A 16,860-nucleotide genomic window follows, 5' to 3' on the forward strand; every position below is an offset into this window, starting at 1 on the left:
GGAAAGATATTTCCTGTTATATTATTTTTTATGTACCCGGCGCCTGAATGCCTGTTGGGCTTTACTTGCGTCGCACTCTTCAACTGCAGTACAATGATGGGGCAAAGCGAAGACCGCAGCGAAGTCCTAACGCAGGCCTGAAAATGCCTGTATGCATTTTCAGCAGTGGCAGCCATCAAAATAATAATTACCCGTATTCTGCTTGCGAAAAAGCACCAATACCATATTTTGCAGCCTTGTATCCATAACATCATTCATTGCAGTTAGCAAAGCATTATCATCATTCAAAATATGATCGCACCTCATTTAGTTATAGCGCCATCTGAAGACAGGGGCCGTGGTGTATTTACAACCAAAAGTATTCCTGCTGATACAGTGATAGAAATATCACCGGTAATAGTACTAACCAGTAAAGAACGCAAAGACATAGAAAAAACAAAACTGTTCCACTACGTTTTTGAATGGGGTGATACGAGGCGCCAGGCATGTGTTGCCCTGGGTTATGTATCTATGTACAACCACTCTTACGATGCAAACTGTGCATACGAAATGGATTTTGACAACCTGATTGTAAGCATACGCACAGTAAAAAAAATAAAGAAAGGAGAAGAATTATACATCAACTATAATGCAGACCCTACTGATCAAACCAAAGTATGGTTTGATACGCACTAAAAAAATCCCCGTCTTATTCTCAACGGGGCCGGATCATCAACCATAAAAAACAACCAAAAAATTTAACTACCAGTAATTGTACCCCAGTATTCTTGCCAGTTCAACCTTTGCGAGGCACAACTGGTACTCGTACTGCAACCTGGTAAACTCGGCCCTTTGCCTGTTGGTACTGGCATTGGTAATTTCGAGATTGGTGCCTACCCCATTCTGGTAACGGCTTGCAGCAAGATCTTCAGCAGCTTTTGCCTCTTCAATCTGGCCGGTGGTGTTTTTAATTCTTTCCATGTTACTGTTGATATCAGTAAGCGCCTGTTCTATATCTTTTTTGTAATTATTATCGAGCGTTAGTACAGCCAGTTCATTTTGCTTTACTACGGTTTGCGCCAGCTTTGTTTGCCTGCGTGTTTTTCCGCCATCGTAAATAGGTACTCTGAAAGTGGCCCCGGCAGCGTAATTAAATCGTACTTCGTTCACATTGGGTACATAACCGTTCTTAAAGCCTGCGTTTGCACCAAGACTTACAGAAGGTTTGTCGTTGGATCTTATTACCGCAAGTTCTGACTGCGCCTGCTGCACCTTATCTTTTGCCAATACATACTCGAGATTATTGGCCTGGGCTTCGGTAAGTGCAGACAAAGCATCTTTTAACGGCACATCAAAATCGAACGAAGTGCCTGCAGATACTATGCTGCCGGTTGTATAAGACAACAGGTTGAGTTGTTTTTGCAGGTTATTCTGCAGATCTACTTTCCTGTTTTCTTCGGCATCTATACTTGCCTGTACATTCAGCAAGTCTATTTTGATGGCATCGCCGTTGCGCAGCTTGCTATCTATAATGCGCCTGTTTTCATTTAAGAATGCCAGCACACTGTCTTCTATCTGAATGGCCTTGTTGAAGTAAATAATGTTGTAATAAATAATGGCTACCTGGTTGGCCAATTGTGCTTTTGAATAATCTACGCTGTGTTGCGCATATTTAAGATCGGTTTTGGCTTTTTCCACATTGGCCTTTATTCTGCCGAAATCGAAAAGCATATAGTTTGCCCCTACATTGGCATTTACATTGTGTACCGGAGCAAACTGAAAATCTTTTACTTCACCATCTATGGGGAAAGGCAGTGTGATTTTTGGCTGCACAAAATTGTAGCTGGCCACACCTTCTACAACAGGGTTGTTGGTGGAAGCTATCTCGAGCCTTTCCTGTGCCGTACTTACCGTGTTTTCCGCTTCTTTTATTTTGGGAAAATAGGTGAAGGATTGTTTAATGAGCGTTTTAAGTTCTCCATTTGTGGTGGTTTGCGCATTGGCTGCGAAAGCAGCCAATGCCAATGAACTTATCAATAGTATCTTTTTCATTTTTGTGTTGCGTTATGCTTATTGTTGATCATTTTGTTCTTTTAACGTCTTCGCACTTACTGCGCCATGCCTGTACACACTACAATGTTGCAAACCGTGGTGCGGACAGCTGAACAATGCCCTGAACGCACAAGTGAGTGACACAACCGGCGATGCCATGAAAAGCTGTTGCCGGCTACATTACTTTCCTAATGCGCTTCTGACAATGCCATTTTTGCAGCAGCTTCTTCCTGCGGTGTTTTCTTTTTGGCTTTGAGGAAAACAACCAGTGGTATTACCGCTATAAAAAATATGGCGATGAGCCGGAATGTATCCAGGTAAGCAAGGTAATATGCCTGCCTGTCTACCGCGGCACTCATGGCTGCATAAGCTTTTGTGGTAGCTGTTGCCACATCGCCGGTTTTGGCAGCAAGCCCTTGTGCCATACTGTTGATGCGCTCCTGGAACAACGGGTTAGTTGGTGTAAGATTCGACACAATGTCTGACCGGTGCTGCGCATAGTTTTGCGCCACGTAATTATTGGCCATGGCAATACCGAAAGCACCACCTAACTGCCTGATCATATTATTCAATGCAATACCCGATGCATAATCTTTTGGCTGCAACCCGGCAACCGCCTGGTTGATCAGCGGCAGCTGCACCATGGATATACCAAATGCACGCATAGCCAGCGGTATGAAAAAATCTGCTTTGCCAACATCGGGACTAACCTGCGCGCTGGTCCATGCATAAGCTGCAAACAAGGAGAAACCGACCACCACGAACGGTATGGCGGAAACGCCCTTTGACATTGTTTTACCAATAATGGGCATCATGACAACGGCGATTAGTGTGGGAGCGAGTAAAGACAATCCCGTTTCGTATGCAGAGAAGCCTAGTACACGCTGCGCCAGTACGGGGTATACAAACACTGATGTAAACAACCCAAACCCGATAACGAAAGTGAAAATGGTGGTGAATGCGAGGTTCCTGTTGTTTAACACCCTTAAGTTTACCGCTGGCTTTTCTATACTAAGCTCGTAATAAATAAAACCGGCCAAACCAATGAATGCAATGACGGAACATATGCGTATGGCATTGCTGGCAAACCAGTCTTCAGACTCGCCGCGCTCCAGCACGAACTGCAGGCAACCAATACCCGCCATGAGCAGCGCAATACCAATATAGTCGATGCTTATAGCGCTTTTCTGTTTGCCTTCGCCGGGTTTCTTTTCTATAAATGTGTAAGAGAGCAATGTTGCGATAATACCAATGGGTATGTTGATCATAAAGATCAGCGGCCAGCTAAAATGTTCGATGATGTAACCACCCAACGTGGGCCCCAGTGTAGGACCTAACACAAGACCCATACCGAACAACCCTGACGCAAACGGCCTGTCTTTTTCTTCAAATGCATCGAACAGGATAGCCTGGGATGTTGATAATAATGCACCCCCACCAACACCCTGGAAAAAACGCCATACAATGATCTCTACCAGCCCTGTTGATTCTGCGCACATATAAGACGCCAGGGTGAAGATGATCATGGAGACAATGTAGTAATTCTTTCTGCCGAAGTACTCTGCCAGGAAGCCTGTGAGGGGAATGATGATGACGTTGGCAATGGCATAAGAGGTAATAACCCAGCTGATGTCTTCTATGCTTACGCCCAGGCTGCCACTCATATCTGTTAATGCCACGTTTACAATGGAGGTATCAATGAGCTCCATAACGGCGGCAGAAACAGTTGTAATAACGATAATAAATTTTGCTATTCCTTTTGCGGCCATGATCTTATTAATTTGTAGCTATGGAAATCTCTGCACTTAAACCGGCCCTGAGTATGTCTTTGTGTTTATTAAGATCATCAATAGAAATTTTTACAGGAACGCGCTGGGTAACTTTAACAAAATTGCCGCTTGCATTATCCGGCGGAATGAGTGAGAATTTTGCACCCGTTGCATCGCTCAGGCTTTCTATTTTACCGGAAAGTTTCATATCCGGGTATGCGTCCAGTTCAATCTCAACGGGCATTCCGGGATGAAATTTTTTGATCTGCGTTTCTTTGAAGTTGGCAACGATCCAGTATGTACTGTCGTTTACAATAGAGAACAAAGGTGTACCCGCCTGTACATACTGACCGGCAGTAATATTTTTCTTGCCTAATTTACCGGGCTGCGGTGCATAGATCTTTGAATAAGATATCTTCAGCTTTTGCTGCTCTATGGCTGCCTGCTTTATTTCCAGGGCGGCTTGTGCTTTTTGTATAGATGCCCGCAATACAGATAACCTGCTGTCTGCAGTTGTAAGATTACTGTTGCTGTTGCTTACTTCCTGTATGGCTACCTCCATTGCATAGCGGCTGTCGTCTAATTGTTTTTTTGTGATTGCCTGGTCTGCAAAAAGTTTTTGGTTACGCTCGTAGTTTTCTTTTGCCTGTTGCAGCTTTACTTCATTTAAAGAAATATCGCCCCTGTTGCCTTTTAACGAAACGGATGCGTTGTTGAGTGAGGCTTTTGCATTGAGTATGTCTGCTTCAGCTGCTTTATAATCAGCTTCCATCTGCAGCAGTTGCACCTGCAGTTCATCATCGTCAATTGTTGCAACCAGTTGTCCCGAACTTACAGAGTCGTAATCCTGCACAACGATATCTTTTACATAACCGGATACACGCGGCAATACGGCAGCTATCTGTGTTTCTACCTGTGCGTTATCTGTTGTTTCGTGAGCAAGCGCGTAGGAGATTTTGGTATAGCCTATTATACCACCTGCTATTAATACGGCTGAGAGAATAATGATTCTTAAAGGAGATCTTTTTTTCTTTGGTTGTAATTCCTGCTGTTCCATAACGTTTGTTATTCTGAATGTTATATTGTTAGTTTTTTAGTAAGTGTGAGCGTAGCAGATCCTGCAGATGATCTATCAATCTCTTCTTGAATTTCGGATCTTCGTAAGGCACATAATCGGGGTCTTTATCAATAAGCTTGTTGCACATTTTTCTTGACAGTAATACCTGGTTAAATGTGCCGAATACAGATGCCATTACCAGTGGTGCATCTACTTTTCTGAATACACCTTTTTTAATGCCGCTTTCTATAATGCCCCTGACGGCGATAGAATTGGGTGAAATAATATCAATGATCGTATTCTGCAGACCTTCGCGCTGGTGCAGCATCAGCTCCTGGTGAATAACGCGATGAAACAACCTGTTGTGAAAGATCTTGTTTACATATACGTCCACCACTTTCTCCAGCTTTTGTATTTCAGAAAGCGTACTGTCTTTTACCAGTTCCTCTATAATACCTTTTGTGTAAGCCGACTTATAAGCTACCATGGCTTCGAATAATTTTTCTTTCGATCCGAAGTAATAGTTTACCATGGCCACATTTACTTCTGCTTTGGCTGCAAGCTCACGTATAGATGTGCCTTCGAACCCTTTTTCTGCGAAAAGCTCTACGGCTGTGTTGATGATATGCTCTTTTTTATCGTTCATTGATGTTGCAATTACAAACACAAAATTAAACAAATGTTTAAATTAAACAAACGTTTAATTAACGGGGTGCATATTTTTTACTTTTCTGTGAGATTTTGGTAGCCGGCATTTGGTTTTCATGGCAGCGGCTGTTGTGTCACTCACTTCAGGGTTCTGTTTTTATGGCGGCTGCAGCGTTTCGCTTATGCCAAAAGGTTAGCGGGCACTGTCAACTGTGAAGGAGCACCCGGCAGGTTTGTCATAAAACACAGTGTACGCTACGCAGCACAGTATAACAGTGTTGGAAGAAGACAGGCGCTGACCGTACCAGGAGCTGCTGCATAAAGCTTTTGCTGTACAAGTGTGCGACGCAACAATAGCCCGATGCATGTACACCTGCCGGGTACATGCACAAAAAAAGCAGGCTTTAAGCCTGCTTTTCAAACATTGTACGTACACTATTATAAATGTGCCTGTATCTTCTTTTCGAGCATTGATTTTGGCACAGCGCCAATTTGCTTGTCAACCACTTTGCCACCTTTTATAAAAAGAATAGCTGGTATGGAAGTGATACCGTAATTAACACTGACAGAAGGATTATGGTCAACATTTAGTTTGCCAATATTTACCTTACCGCTGTATTCTTTGGAAAGTTCTTCAATTACGGGACCAATTGCACGGCACGGACCACACCACTCAGCCCAAAAATCAATCACCGTCAATTTATCGCTATCCAGCACATCTGTCTGGAAGTTTGCATCTGTAAATTCTAAAGCCATGGTATTTTTGTTTTATGTTATGAATGATACCTCTGGAACAAATTTAAAACCAATTTTAAACAAGTTGTGCTTTTGTCAGATTGGTATTTGCTATGAGGTAATAGTTTGAAATTATTGACGAACCAGTACAACAAAACTGACAACGGGTCATCAAACATTTCAGGATAACAGGTTTTGCCGGGCAAGAAACTCGAGTTTATCATTGGCATCGAGCAGGCGATGGGTAAGTTCTTTATTCTCTTTTCTAAGTCTGTACACTTCATACGCTTTATCAACAAAAATCTTAATATCAGATTCGTTCCAGGGCTTGGTAAGGTATTTATAAACCTGGCCGCGGTTGATGGCATCTATTACGGCGTTGATATCTGTATAACCTGTAATAAGTATGCGGATGGGATCGGGAAAAGGTTCGAGAATAGATTCAAAAAATTCTATACCAGACATAACGGGCATACGCTGATCGCTTAATATCACATGCACTTCATGCTGCTCCAATATCTTTCTGCCCTCTTCTGCAGATTCTGCTGTAAACACATTAAACTCCCGCCTGAACGAGGCTTTAAAAGAAAGAAGGTTATGGGGCTCATCATCTATATATAGCACATTAATCATTGTACCGAATTATGAATTTGTTTAACAAATTATGCAATTTAGAATAACACGATCACTTAATCCCTTTAATAAACGTAAATTCTCTGTATTTTGTGTATAATTGCCATAATTTCATTTTATTACATCATTTGTCTCATGCAAACAAATTTGAGAATTAGGGCTTTCAGAGCAACTGAGGACTTTGAATCGTGCGTCAAATTTTATGAAGGACATAAAAAGGTTTTGGAGAACCATGGGATAACAAAAGTTACCTCATCCAATAATGAGTGGATGCAAAGCGACTCAGTGTTTGTAGTGGTAGTGGAAACACTGGATGGTGAAAAACTTTATGGTGGTGTAAGAATTCATGTGTCGAGCAGCACGTCGGGCCCATTGCCCATACAAACTGCCACCGGCAAATTAGACCCTAAAATTCATGATGTAGTACAAAACTATGCACAATATGGTGCAGGTGAATTGTGTGGGTTATGGAACTCTAAAGAAGTAGCAGGCTATGGTATTGGTAGCATCTTTCCTATAAGAGCAGCAACATCCATTACAAACCAGATAGGGCTGAGATCATTATTTTTTCTATGTTCCCCTGCTACACTGCGCTTCAATGAATGGATCGGCAGCCGCGTAATAGCTGAAGTTGGCAACAATGGTTCTTTCTATTATCCCAAACTGGATCTTATAGCCACGGCAGTGGTGCTGGAAGACTCACTGAACTTGCCAGGTGCCCAGCCAAGGGAAAAAAGTAAGATAAAATTACTGCGCGAAAACCCGAACCTTGTAGGACAGGAAAAATCCCCTTTCAAAAACCTTTTACTCGACGTACATTACAATCTTCAACTGGGCAATGCAAACCCCCTGGAATTTGTACAGCACAAACATGCTGAAGCAGAAGAAAAAGTATATACAGCTATATAATTTTAAAAATCCCTTATCATGGACGATTCCTCGAATGACTTATCTAAGATGATAAAGTCAAAAACCACTATTTCATTAAAGGCCAACCAGCATTACAAACCACTTTTTTTCAGGGCCTCAGACAAAGACGAAAAACAGGCATTATTACATCTGATCGGCAGTGAGCCTTCGCTAGTCATTTACGACACGCTGGAACAGCAATTACAGGAACTGGTTAAATGCAGGTTCCCGGCATTTGTTCCCACACCGGAAAACATGCAGAAAGCCGTAAGCGATATATTAAATGGTACTCCGGCCGAAGATTATGGTGTTTGGGTATATTACCCCTGGAGTAAAAAACTGGTTCACCTTACTGATGAAGACGAGTTTATAGAAATACGTACCAGCCGCAACAAACAAAAAATTACAACGCCCGAACTGCAAACACTGCTTAAAAAGAAGATCGGCATTATTGGTTTATCTGTAGGCCAGTCTGTGGCACTTACAGTAGCCATGGAAAGAATATGCGGCGAGTTGAGAATAGCAGATTTTGATACACTGGAATTAACGAATGTAAACAGGATAAGAACAGGCCTGCACAACCTGGGTTTACCCAAGATTGTGATTGCAGCAAGGGAAATTGCAGAAATAGACCCCTTTTTAAAAGTGGTTTGTTATACATCGGGCATTACAGAAGACAATATAGATAGCTTTCTTACCGAAAACGGCAAACTCGATTTGCTGATAGAAGAATGCGACAGCCTCGATATTAAAGTACTCAGCCGGCAAAGGGCCAAAGCACACCAGGTACCCGTAATAATGGATACCAACGACAGGGGCATGGTAGATATAGAACGCTACGATCTTACGCCCGACTACCCCATTTTTCACGGGTTACTTAAAAATATAGATTACAACGGGCTGAAGAACCTTGATACAAAGCAGAAGATACCGTTCCTGCTGCAACTGATCAGCGTAAACACTGCGTCTAAAAGATCAAGGGTTTCGCTGATTGAACTTGGCAGCAGCATCGGCAATTTTCCACAACTTGCTTCTTCGGTTGTGCTGGGTGGCGCGGTAGCTACTGATGTTGCCCGCAGAATTTTACTTAACCAGTTGCATATATCCGGCAGGTTTCATATAGATCTTGATGCGATGATTGCAGATGAACAGCCGGTTGATCATTTGTACAGGCCCAAAACGTTTGAGCCATTGCGGCTTGATGACATGCTGAGCATTGCTGCTGCAGTGCCTGCCGACGCAGGTGATGCGGTACAACCTTCTTTTGAAACGCTTAAAAAGATTGTAACCGATGCGGGCCTGGCGCCCTCTTCGGGCAATGACCAGCCATGGCGGTTTTTATACAAAGATGGCAGGGTGCTGCTTTTTCACGATATCAGCCGGTCTTATTCTTTTGGCGATTACAGGAACATGGCTGCCTATACCTCACTGGGCTCTGCCATAGAAAATTTTGTACTCAGTGCACAGCAATCGGGGCTGGGCGTTTCAACCACGCTCTTTCCGCTAAAAGACAACCAGCAACTGATTGCCAGCCTTACGTTTGCCGATGCAAACCACAAAGACGTGGAGAGCAATGAATTTACCGGTCTTGCAGATTATTTAGACAAACGTTGCACCAACAGGAAGGTCACGCAACGGCAGGCCATTTCCCTGCCCGATCTTGATAAACTGTCTAAAATGGTGCCCTGGTTCTCCGGTGCAAACCTGCAATGGGTTACCGATGTACACCAACTTACACAGGTTGGTAAAATCATTTCTGCGGTAGACAGGATGCGGCTTATGCACCCACATGGCCACTACGATTTCTTTCACCGCGAAATGCGGTGGTCTGACAAAGAAGCCATGGAAAAAAGAAACGGTATGGATGTGCATACCCTCGAACTGCCGCCCGAAGCACTCATTGCACTTAACATTATGAAAGATCCTGAAGTGATTAAGACGGTGCGGGAAATTGATGGCGCACAGGCGCTGCGCAGTGCTTCGCTGCCACATGCAGCCACATCTTCTGCCATTGGCCTGCTCAGCATGCCTTCTTATACACCGGCAGATTTTGTAATTGGTGGCAGAATTGCGCAAAGACTCTGGCTGCAGTCTACAGAAATGAATATAGCTTTTCAGCCACTTATTGCACCGCTCTATCTTTTTCCTCGTATTATTTTTGGTAACGGAGAAGATTTGCCGCCATACATGATAGATGAACTGCAGATTTTAAGACAACAGTTTTTGCAGATCTTCCCCGGCAGTAATGAACGCGGCGAGGTTTTTCTCTTCAGGATATTTAAGGCGGCAGATGTTGAAAAACGTTCTTTGCGCCTTAAGCTGGAAGATATTTTGCACGTAGTTTAACCAACAGTTTGATAAAGCAGTTTATGAGCCGGGCATTGGTACATATGGCATCGCCTGTTGCCACGCTCGGTTCATGGTTCCACTTTTATGGCGGCTGCAGCGCAGCGTATTACCGGCTGCGCAGCAGCACCAATGTTGTTACCAAAACACGATTGCGTTGTTACAAACCTGTTTTGCCCGGCGCTGCCGATCATTTGCCCCGGCAGTACAAGTGAGTGACACAACAGGCGATGCCATGAAATACAGCAGCTTGTAACAAGAGAAAACAAACCGAAATATTCAGCGGTAACAATATTTTTAAATTCCTGTATTTTAATGGAATGGATAATATACATTCATCAAATACCGTTTTTAGAGCGCAGGCTTTTAAAGAAGTTTCCATGAGGTTCAATATCCGCAGTTTTTTCATTGTAGTAATACTTGCATTTTGCACTGCAGGCTCATCTGCACAGCACCTGGTTAAACTGGACCGGGAAAAAATAAACATACCTGAGCAAAGCGTGGCCTTTTACCGGGATACCTCATCCAGCCTTACCATTCAAGATGTACTGGCGCTAAAGAAATTTAAGGTTAGCAAAGCGGCTATACCAAGTTTTTATGATACGCGCAACAGGACATTCTGGTTTCACATAAAAGTGCATAATACATCTAACCGCAACAGGTTGTTCTTAAACATCGATTATCCTATCCTGAACAAGGTAACCTGCTACACGGTTAAAAATAACCGCGTGATGGATTCTGCGGAAAATGGTTTACTTACCAAAATATCCGGCCGTGCGCTGGAAAGCCAGGGTATATTGTTTAACCTGAGCATGGCACAGGGAGATACGCTTGACTTTTACCTGAAAATAAACAGTGATGCGCCTTTGTTCCTGCCCATGAAGATCGGCACTTACGAGAATGTAATGCTCGATCTTTCGGGCGATGGTGCGCTGGTGGCGATGTATGTAGGGATAATACTTGCATTGTTCCTGTATAATATTTTTATATATTTTACAGTAAGAGACGTTAGTTACATCTACTATGTAATCTATATTTTCTTTATGGGCTTAACGCAGGTAACGTTGAGCGGCTATACGTCGAAGTTTCTGTGGCCTGAGTACCCGGAACTTACCCGGTATGCTATTATTCTCTTCCCGGCCATTGCGGGCATATCATCGCTTAAGTTTGTAGAGATCTTTCTTGAAACGAAGAAGTATTACCCACGTACGAGAATTGTGTTCAATGCATTTGGCTTAATGTACATTATTGCCGTGCTGCTCGTGTTCCTCGATAATTTCTACGCCAGCTACCGCATTATTGATGTGGGCGTGTTTATACTGGCAAACTTTGGGATCATTATTGCTGTGGCCATAGCCCGCAAAGGAAGCCGGCCCGCTATTTTGTTTCTTATTTCGTGGATGGTGCTCATCATCTTTGCCGTGGCATTTTCATTGCGCAACTTTAATGTACTGCCCTACAACAAGCTTACCTCGTACCTGCTTTATGTAGGTTCTGCACTGCAGGCTATTTTACTTTCCATAGCCCTGGCAGACCGCATTAATACCTATAAAAAAGAGAAAGAAATATCGCAGGCTGCAGCTTTGCGTGTTTCTCTCGAAAATGAAAAACTGATCAAAGAACAGAACATTGTATTGGAAGAAAGGGTAAACGAACGCACCAACGAACTGGTAATAACCAATAACCAGCTTAGTAAAACCCTTACTGACCTTAAAGACGCTCAGTTACAACTGGTAGAGGCAGAAAAGATGGCATCGCTTGGTCAGCTAACAGCCGGTATAGCACATGAAATCAACAACCCGATCAACTTTGTAAAGTCGAACATTAAACCGCTTAACCTTGACATCAATGATCTTTTTGAAGTAGTTGACATGTATAACCAGTTGCACAACATAAACGGCGACGACTATAAACCATGGCTGAAAAAGATTACGCAAAAACAGGAAGAGATCGATCTTGATTTTGTAAAGAATGAGATACGGCTGCTGATAAAAGGTATTGAAGACGGCGCAGACCGCACTGCTGTAATTGTACGTGGCTTAAGAACATTCAGCAGGCTTGATGAAGGCGAACTGAAAACCGCCAGTGTACATGACGGGCTTGATTCCACACTTGTGCTGCTGCGCAACAGTATGCCGCCTTACCTGCGCATCATTAAGCACTTTCAATCGAAAGGAGATATTGAATGTTTCCCCGGTAAACTAAACCAGGTGTTTATGAACATCATCAACAACTCCATACAGGCTATTGAAGAAAAACCGGAAAAAGACGAAACAGAATCAATAATTATCTCTACATTGGATGTTCCCGGCGATAAAATAGAGATAAGAATTAAAGATAGTGGCACCGGCATGACGGAGCAGGTGAAACATAAAATATTCGAACCTTTCTTTACCACAAAATCTGTTGGCGTTGGAACCGGTCTTGGAATGGCCATCGTATTTAAAATCATAGAAGAACATCGTGGCAAGATCGAAGTGGAGTCAGAACCCGGAAAAGGAGCTGAATTTATTCTAACTTTACCACACATTCATCCCGTTACTTAAACAATTACGGCACTTTATCATGAGACAGGACGAGAAAATATCAGTATTGTTCATAGATGATGAAAGTAATAACCTTTTATCCTTCCAGGCAAGCTTCAGGCGCAAGTACAAAATATTCCTGGCAAATTCTCCTGCGGAAGGAATGGGTATACTTAGCAAAGAACAGGTACAGGTAATTATTGCAGACCAGCGTATGCCGCAAACTACAGGTGTTGAATTTTTCCAGATTGTAAGAAAAGCACATCCTGACCCCATAAGGATTTTACTAACGGGCTACACAGATGCGGAAGCAATTATCGATGCCATCAACAAAGGAGAAATTTACCGGTACATCAAAAAACCATGGGATGAATTTGAACTGCAGAATGCTATTCAGAACGCTTATGAAATTTATGTAACACGCGAAAAACTGAACCGCAAAATAAGTGAACTGGAAAAAACGAACGATGAGCTCAACCGTTTTGTATACAGCACCTCGCACGATCTTCGCTCACCACTGGCTTCGGTAATGGGTATTCTCAACCTTGCCAAGATGGAAAACTCTGTGCAGGACCCCAATGGCTACCTCGGCATGATAGAAACATGCGTAAACAAAATGGATACCTTCATCCAGAAGATCATTGAATATTATAAAAGCATACGGGTAGAGCAGGAGCATACAAGGATCGACTTCAATGTATTGCTCGATGAGAGCATACAACTGTTTAAAATGCAGCGCCCGGATATTACCTACAACCTCAATGTAGACCAGGACGGTGTGTTTATGAATGATGCTTTCCGCATGTCTGTGATCATCGATAACCTTATTTCAAACGCGGTTAAATACCAGAAACCTACAGAGCCAAACCCGAAGGTAGAAGTAACAGTAAAATCTGATGACAGAAAGGCTACCATAAAAATAGAAGACAATGGTGTAGGCATTCTCGATAATCACCTGAATAATATTTTTAAAATGTTCTTCCGCAGCAACAACACGGTAAACGGCCTGGGTATTGGTTTGTATATTGTGAAAGAGGCGCTTACACGTATAGGCGGCGAAATCTCTGTACACTCCACGCACGGTGAAGGCACCGCATTCTACCTGCAGATTCCAAACTTTGTAACCTCGCCCAATGCCGGCAACCCTAAAAAGGAAGCCGCTTAAACATCATTACAGATACACAAACAAAACGGATGCATGTGCATCCGTTTTGTTTATTAAAAGCATTTTTTCGATTTGAATACTGCCCTGCCTGCCCTTGCGTTCATCGCCGCGTTTGCTCAATCATGCTTCCACAGTACAAGAGTGCGACGCAAGTAAAGCTACATAGTAGTACTGTAGCCGGGCTACAAAAAAGTTACATGGTTAATTCTATTGCGGTTACAGATGCCGGCAAGAACTTATATGCTTCACCTGGTTGTATTTCCTTTTTAACAGGCTTTAAAATATCGTTTTGGTAAGACATGATTTCGAACGTTGGGTCAGCCGCAATCTCATAGGCAATACCTTTTGTAAATGTTGCGCCGGCAATGCTTAGCGCTGCGGTAACAGCATTTATACGATCTGTATTTACCACATGCAAATAGCAGGTATTACCTGTTTTACTTGCCGTAACATCCAGCGCAGGCGGGGTTTTAGTGGTTTTAATAAATTCTTTGCCGGTATGCTGTTTATATAGCTGCATAACTTTTGCGGCAGGCATCAGAAATGCTTCACCGCCGGGTACCGGAATCATTAATGCATTTACCTGCCAGCGTGTACCACAAAAGTCTGCCATGGTTGCTATTTTCAGCACATCGCCATTTCTTTCGTGCAGGTTCATGATTCTTGCATACGAAACACCGGCAGCCCACGAAGAGAGTACTTCGCACCTGTTGCGGCCTTCTATGCTGTAATGACATTCGGTTAATGCAAGTGGCAGTTTATAAGCTGCCGTCTCTGTGCGTAGTTTATTGATCTTTTGCTCGTGTATTGTATAACCGCGCATTAAAACATCCCAGGTGGCAGCAATATCTTTCCTGTATTCATTATTGCGTACGGGTGAATTGCTCAACCCCTGCCCCGGATCGAACATATGATGAAAGGCTATGTAATCGATCTGGTCACCGGCTTCTTCAAAAAGTATTTTATTCCATCCATCATCTCCCCAGCCTATCAGTTTTAATGATGGGTCTACCGCACGCATGGCTTTGGCAAATTCAACAGTTTTTTTTGCAGCGGTAAGGTTATCGAAACCTTTACCCGGGCGATAAGATGTTTCATTGCCCAATTGCCAGTACCTGATGGTTAAAGGGTCTTTATGGCCGTGAGATAGCCTTAACCTGTTTGATGGGTTATTGCAGTAATCTACCCAGGCGGCCGCTTCTGCGGCATTGCCGGAGCGTTTTTCTCCTCTAGGGTTTACAGCATACCTTGGCAAACCATCAGACTCAAAGTTTACACACATCAACGGATCTGCATTGCCTACGCGCCTGCAAAAGTCTACAAACTCTGCAGTACCAACCTGGCTTGTTTCTATGCCGCCCCAGTCTGTATTAAACAGGGGCACTCTTTTATGTCTTGGCCCTACACCCTCCTGCCATTTATAGTATGCACTAAGGTTACCTCCCCAGCGCATCATACCAGGTGCAAGCTCCTTTGTGGCTTTTATTACGGTCTCTTTCCAGTCGTTCTTTCCATGATCCCATGCGGCTTCTACAGAACTGTCTGTTGTACCCAGCGGCTCCATAAACTGCATATACAAATGTTTGCTTAGCTCAAACAACGGTGTGGGCACTATTTCAATGATTGCGTCGTTTTGCTTTACAAAAGCTGCAGCCGCATTCCCGGCCAGTGCAAGTGAGGTACTGCCTAAACCGGTCATTTTAAGAAACTTTCTTCTTTGCATCATAACACACATTTGGTTAACATTCTTTATGGTGCCTGTTCAGCCGGTATGGGCAATGCCACGCCCTCTGCTACAGGCTCGCCAAAATCGGGTGTACCATCTGTATTCCAGGTAAATGGCTGTGCACGTGGGCTGCGCTTGTTGCCGCATCCGTCACCAGGGTTGCTGTTGGCATGGTATAATATCCAGTTTTCTTTGCCGTTGGGCGATACAAAAAAACTGTTATGACCTGTTGCATAAACTTTGTTCTTCAGCGATTGCTTAAAAACAGGCTCGGCAGACTTCTTCCACGAGGAAGCGTTTAATAAATCAGCACCGGCATCTGCGGTAAGCATGCCGAGTGCGTAAGTATCCGTCCAGCATGCGCTGGCAGAGTATATAACAAATACTTTATCGCCATGCACCAGGAACTGCGGACCTTCATTTACATTAATGTGCGCCGGGTTGTCCGTCGGTTTAAGATCGCCCTGTTTTTCCCACGCGTATTCCGGCTTCGAAATTTTTACCCGCTCCCCTTCTATCGTCCACGGGTTTTTCATAGCAGCTATATAAATATCCTGCTCACCATTTTTATCACCTTCCCAGCCAGACCATATTGCATACATCCTGCCTTTATACTCCATTACAGAGCCATCAATGCTCCACTTATCTTCCGGCGTGGTAAACTTTCCTTTCATCATCCATTCACCTTCCAATGGGTTGGCTGCACTGTTTTCAAGCACCCATATCCTGTGATCGTTGTTGTTGCCACTGTCAGCAGAAAAGTAGATGTACCACTTGTTTTGAAAATAATGTATTTCAGGCGCCCATATTTCTTTGGAGTACGGGCCCGTTGCCGGTGGTGTCCACACAATTTTATGCGCGGCCGCTGCAATGTTGGCAATATTCTTTGTGCGCCACAACCTCAGATCGCGACCGGTTGTATGCATGTAGTAGTAATAACCATCTTTATATATGCACCACGGGTCTGGCCCGGATGACAGTAAAGGATTTGTAAATGTTTCTTGTGCCTGCGCACCAAAACTTATGCAGAGGGCAAGCAGCAAAAGCCGTAATATTTTTTTCATAAAAATTGCTTTTTTGGCCATTGTATTTTGCTATTGATGCAGCTTTGGAGCCCTGTGGCATCGCCTGTTGTGTCACTCCCTTGTGCGTTCGGTTATTATGGCGGCTGCAGCGTTCCGGTATGTGGCCGCGCTATATGTCTTTCTTTAGCTCTTTCACAAAAAGGCATTGTTCATCACAACATATATACCACACCCACCCAACACCTGTTTGTGGTTGATAGTGCTGTTACACCCGCAGCCTGCAGCCCAAAA

At 43.5% G+C, this 16,860-nt stretch carries 14 protein-coding genes; 5 read left to right on the plus strand and 9 right to left on the minus strand.

The window, feature by feature from the left end:
• Positions 1-291: 291 nt before the first annotated feature.
• Entirely contained in the window at positions 292-675 is a 384-nt protein-coding gene (locus I5907_RS02260; protein ID WP_196989114.1) for an SET domain-containing protein, read from the plus strand.
• Positions 676-741: 66 nt separating this feature from the next.
• On the opposite strand, the gene I5907_RS02265 is transcribed toward I5907_RS02260, so the two are convergent.
• The 6 genes from I5907_RS02265 to I5907_RS02290 form a co-directional block, all read right to left on the minus strand.
• Positions 742-2,031 (minus strand): TolC family protein, encoded by a 1,290-nt coding sequence (locus I5907_RS02265; protein ID WP_196989115.1) that lies wholly within the window; start codon positions 2,029-2,031, stop codon positions 742-744.
• Between the two features lie 188 nt (positions 2,032-2,219).
• Positions 2,220-3,800 (minus strand): DHA2 family efflux MFS transporter permease subunit, encoded by a 1,581-nt coding sequence (locus I5907_RS02270; RefSeq protein ID WP_196989116.1) that lies wholly within the window; start codon positions 3,798-3,800, stop codon positions 2,220-2,222.
• 7 nt (positions 3,801-3,807) lie between these two features.
• Positions 3,808-4,857 (minus strand): HlyD family secretion protein, encoded by a 1,050-nt coding sequence (locus I5907_RS02275; protein WP_196989117.1) that lies wholly within the window; start codon positions 4,855-4,857, stop codon positions 3,808-3,810.
• A gap of 28 nt (positions 4,858-4,885) precedes the next feature.
• A complete protein-coding gene (locus tag I5907_RS02280) occupies positions 4,886-5,503 on the minus strand; it encodes a TetR/AcrR family transcriptional regulator (protein WP_196989118.1) in 618 nt (205 codons plus the stop codon).
• Between the two features lie 440 nt (positions 5,504-5,943).
• Positions 5,944-6,261, minus strand: a complete 318-nt coding sequence (gene trxA / locus I5907_RS02285) for a thioredoxin (RefSeq protein WP_196989119.1) — start codon at positions 6,259-6,261, stop codon at positions 5,944-5,946.
• Between the two features lie 159 nt (positions 6,262-6,420).
• The gene (locus tag I5907_RS02290) at positions 6,421-6,873 is read right to left on the minus strand and encodes a response regulator (RefSeq protein WP_196989120.1); all 453 of its coding nucleotides are present in this window, start codon (positions 6,871-6,873) and stop codon (positions 6,421-6,423) included.
• Between the two features lie 222 nt (positions 6,874-7,095).
• Here I5907_RS02290 and I5907_RS02295 point away from each other — a divergent pair, with 222 nt between their 5' ends.
• Both I5907_RS02295 and I5907_RS02300 read left to right on the plus strand, forming a co-directional pair.
• Entirely contained in the window at positions 7,096-7,782 is a 687-nt protein-coding gene (locus I5907_RS02295; RefSeq protein ID WP_196989121.1) for a hypothetical protein, read from the plus strand.
• Between the two features lie 18 nt (positions 7,783-7,800).
• Positions 7,801-10,128, plus strand: coding sequence for an Rv1355c family protein (locus tag I5907_RS02300; protein WP_196989122.1), 2,328 nt, complete (start codon positions 7,801-7,803; stop codon positions 10,126-10,128).
• A gap of 71 nt (positions 10,129-10,199) precedes the next feature.
• Here I5907_RS02300 and I5907_RS02305 read toward each other — a convergent pair whose 3' ends face one another.
• Positions 10,200-10,463 carry a hypothetical protein gene (locus tag I5907_RS02305; protein ID WP_196989123.1) on the minus strand — a complete coding sequence of 88 codons (264 nt, stop codon included), beginning with the start codon at positions 10,461-10,463 and terminating at the stop codon, positions 10,200-10,202.
• Between I5907_RS02305 and I5907_RS02310 the strand changes: the two genes are divergently transcribed.
• Both I5907_RS02310 and I5907_RS02315 read left to right on the plus strand, forming a co-directional pair.
• Complete coding sequence (locus I5907_RS02310; protein WP_196989124.1) at positions 10,449-12,674, plus strand: sensor histidine kinase; 2,226 nt, start codon at positions 10,449-10,451, stop codon at positions 12,672-12,674. The two genes, I5907_RS02305 and I5907_RS02310, sit on opposite strands and share 15 nt — an antisense overlap.
• A gap of 19 nt (positions 12,675-12,693) precedes the next feature.
• Positions 12,694-13,818 carry a sensor histidine kinase gene (locus I5907_RS02315; RefSeq protein WP_231401935.1) on the plus strand — a complete coding sequence of 375 codons (1,125 nt, stop codon included), beginning with the start codon at positions 12,694-12,696 and terminating at the stop codon, positions 13,816-13,818.
• A gap of 193 nt (positions 13,819-14,011) precedes the next feature.
• Here I5907_RS02315 and I5907_RS02320 read toward each other — a convergent pair whose 3' ends face one another.
• Positions 14,012-15,544, minus strand: a complete 1,533-nt coding sequence (locus tag I5907_RS02320) for an alpha-L-arabinofuranosidase C-terminal domain-containing protein (protein WP_196989125.1) — start codon at positions 15,542-15,544, stop codon at positions 14,012-14,014.
• A 23-nt stretch (positions 15,545-15,567) separates the two neighbouring features.
• The gene (locus I5907_RS02325) at positions 15,568-16,608 is read right to left on the minus strand and encodes a glycoside hydrolase family 43 protein (protein WP_196989126.1); all 1,041 of its coding nucleotides are present in this window, start codon (positions 16,606-16,608) and stop codon (positions 15,568-15,570) included.
• Positions 16,609-16,860: the final 252 nt, after the last annotated feature.

The sequence above is a fragment of the Panacibacter microcysteis genome, from assembly GCF_015831355.1.
In the GTDB taxonomy this organism is placed as follows: Bacteria; Bacteroidota; Bacteroidia; order Chitinophagales; family Chitinophagaceae; genus Panacibacter; species Panacibacter microcysteis.

What these genes read in the sequence shown, in the direction of transcription:
- I5907_RS02310 (WP_196989124.1), top strand. Translation starts at nt 10,449, where the DNA reads ATGGATAATATACATTCATCAAATACCGTTTTTAGAGCGCAGGCTTTT.
- trxA (WP_196989119.1), bottom strand. Translation starts at nt 6,261, where the DNA reads ATGGCTTTAGAATTTACAGATGCAAACTTCCAGACAGATGTGCTGGAT.
- I5907_RS02325 (WP_196989126.1), bottom strand. Translation starts at nt 16,608, where the DNA reads ATGAAAAAAATATTACGGCTTTTGCTGCTTGCCCTCTGCATAAGTTTT.
- I5907_RS02270 (WP_196989116.1), bottom strand. Translation starts at nt 3,800, where the DNA reads ATGGCCGCAAAAGGAATAGCAAAATTTATTATCGTTATTACAACTGTT.
- I5907_RS02300 (WP_196989122.1), top strand. Translation starts at nt 7,801, where the DNA reads ATGGACGATTCCTCGAATGACTTATCTAAGATGATAAAGTCAAAAACC.
- I5907_RS02265 (WP_196989115.1), bottom strand. Translation starts at nt 2,031, where the DNA reads ATGAAAAAGATACTATTGATAAGTTCATTGGCATTGGCTGCTTTCGCA.
- I5907_RS02305 (WP_196989123.1), bottom strand. Translation starts at nt 10,463, where the DNA reads ATGTATATTATCCATTCCATTAAAATACAGGAATTTAAAAATATTGTT.
- I5907_RS02280 (WP_196989118.1), bottom strand. Translation starts at nt 5,503, where the DNA reads ATGAACGATAAAAAAGAGCATATCATCAACACAGCCGTAGAGCTTTTC.
- I5907_RS02275 (WP_196989117.1), bottom strand. Translation starts at nt 4,857, where the DNA reads ATGGAACAGCAGGAATTACAACCAAAGAAAAAAAGATCTCCTTTAAGA.
- I5907_RS02290 (WP_196989120.1), bottom strand. Translation starts at nt 6,873, where the DNA reads ATGATTAATGTGCTATATATAGATGATGAGCCCCATAACCTTCTTTCT.
- I5907_RS02315 (WP_231401935.1), top strand. Translation starts at nt 12,694, where the DNA reads ATGAGACAGGACGAGAAAATATCAGTATTGTTCATAGATGATGAAAGT.
- I5907_RS02320 (WP_196989125.1), bottom strand. Translation starts at nt 15,544, where the DNA reads ATGATGCAAAGAAGAAAGTTTCTTAAAATGACCGGTTTAGGCAGTACC.
- I5907_RS02260 (WP_196989114.1), top strand. Translation starts at nt 292, where the DNA reads ATGATCGCACCTCATTTAGTTATAGCGCCATCTGAAGACAGGGGCCGT.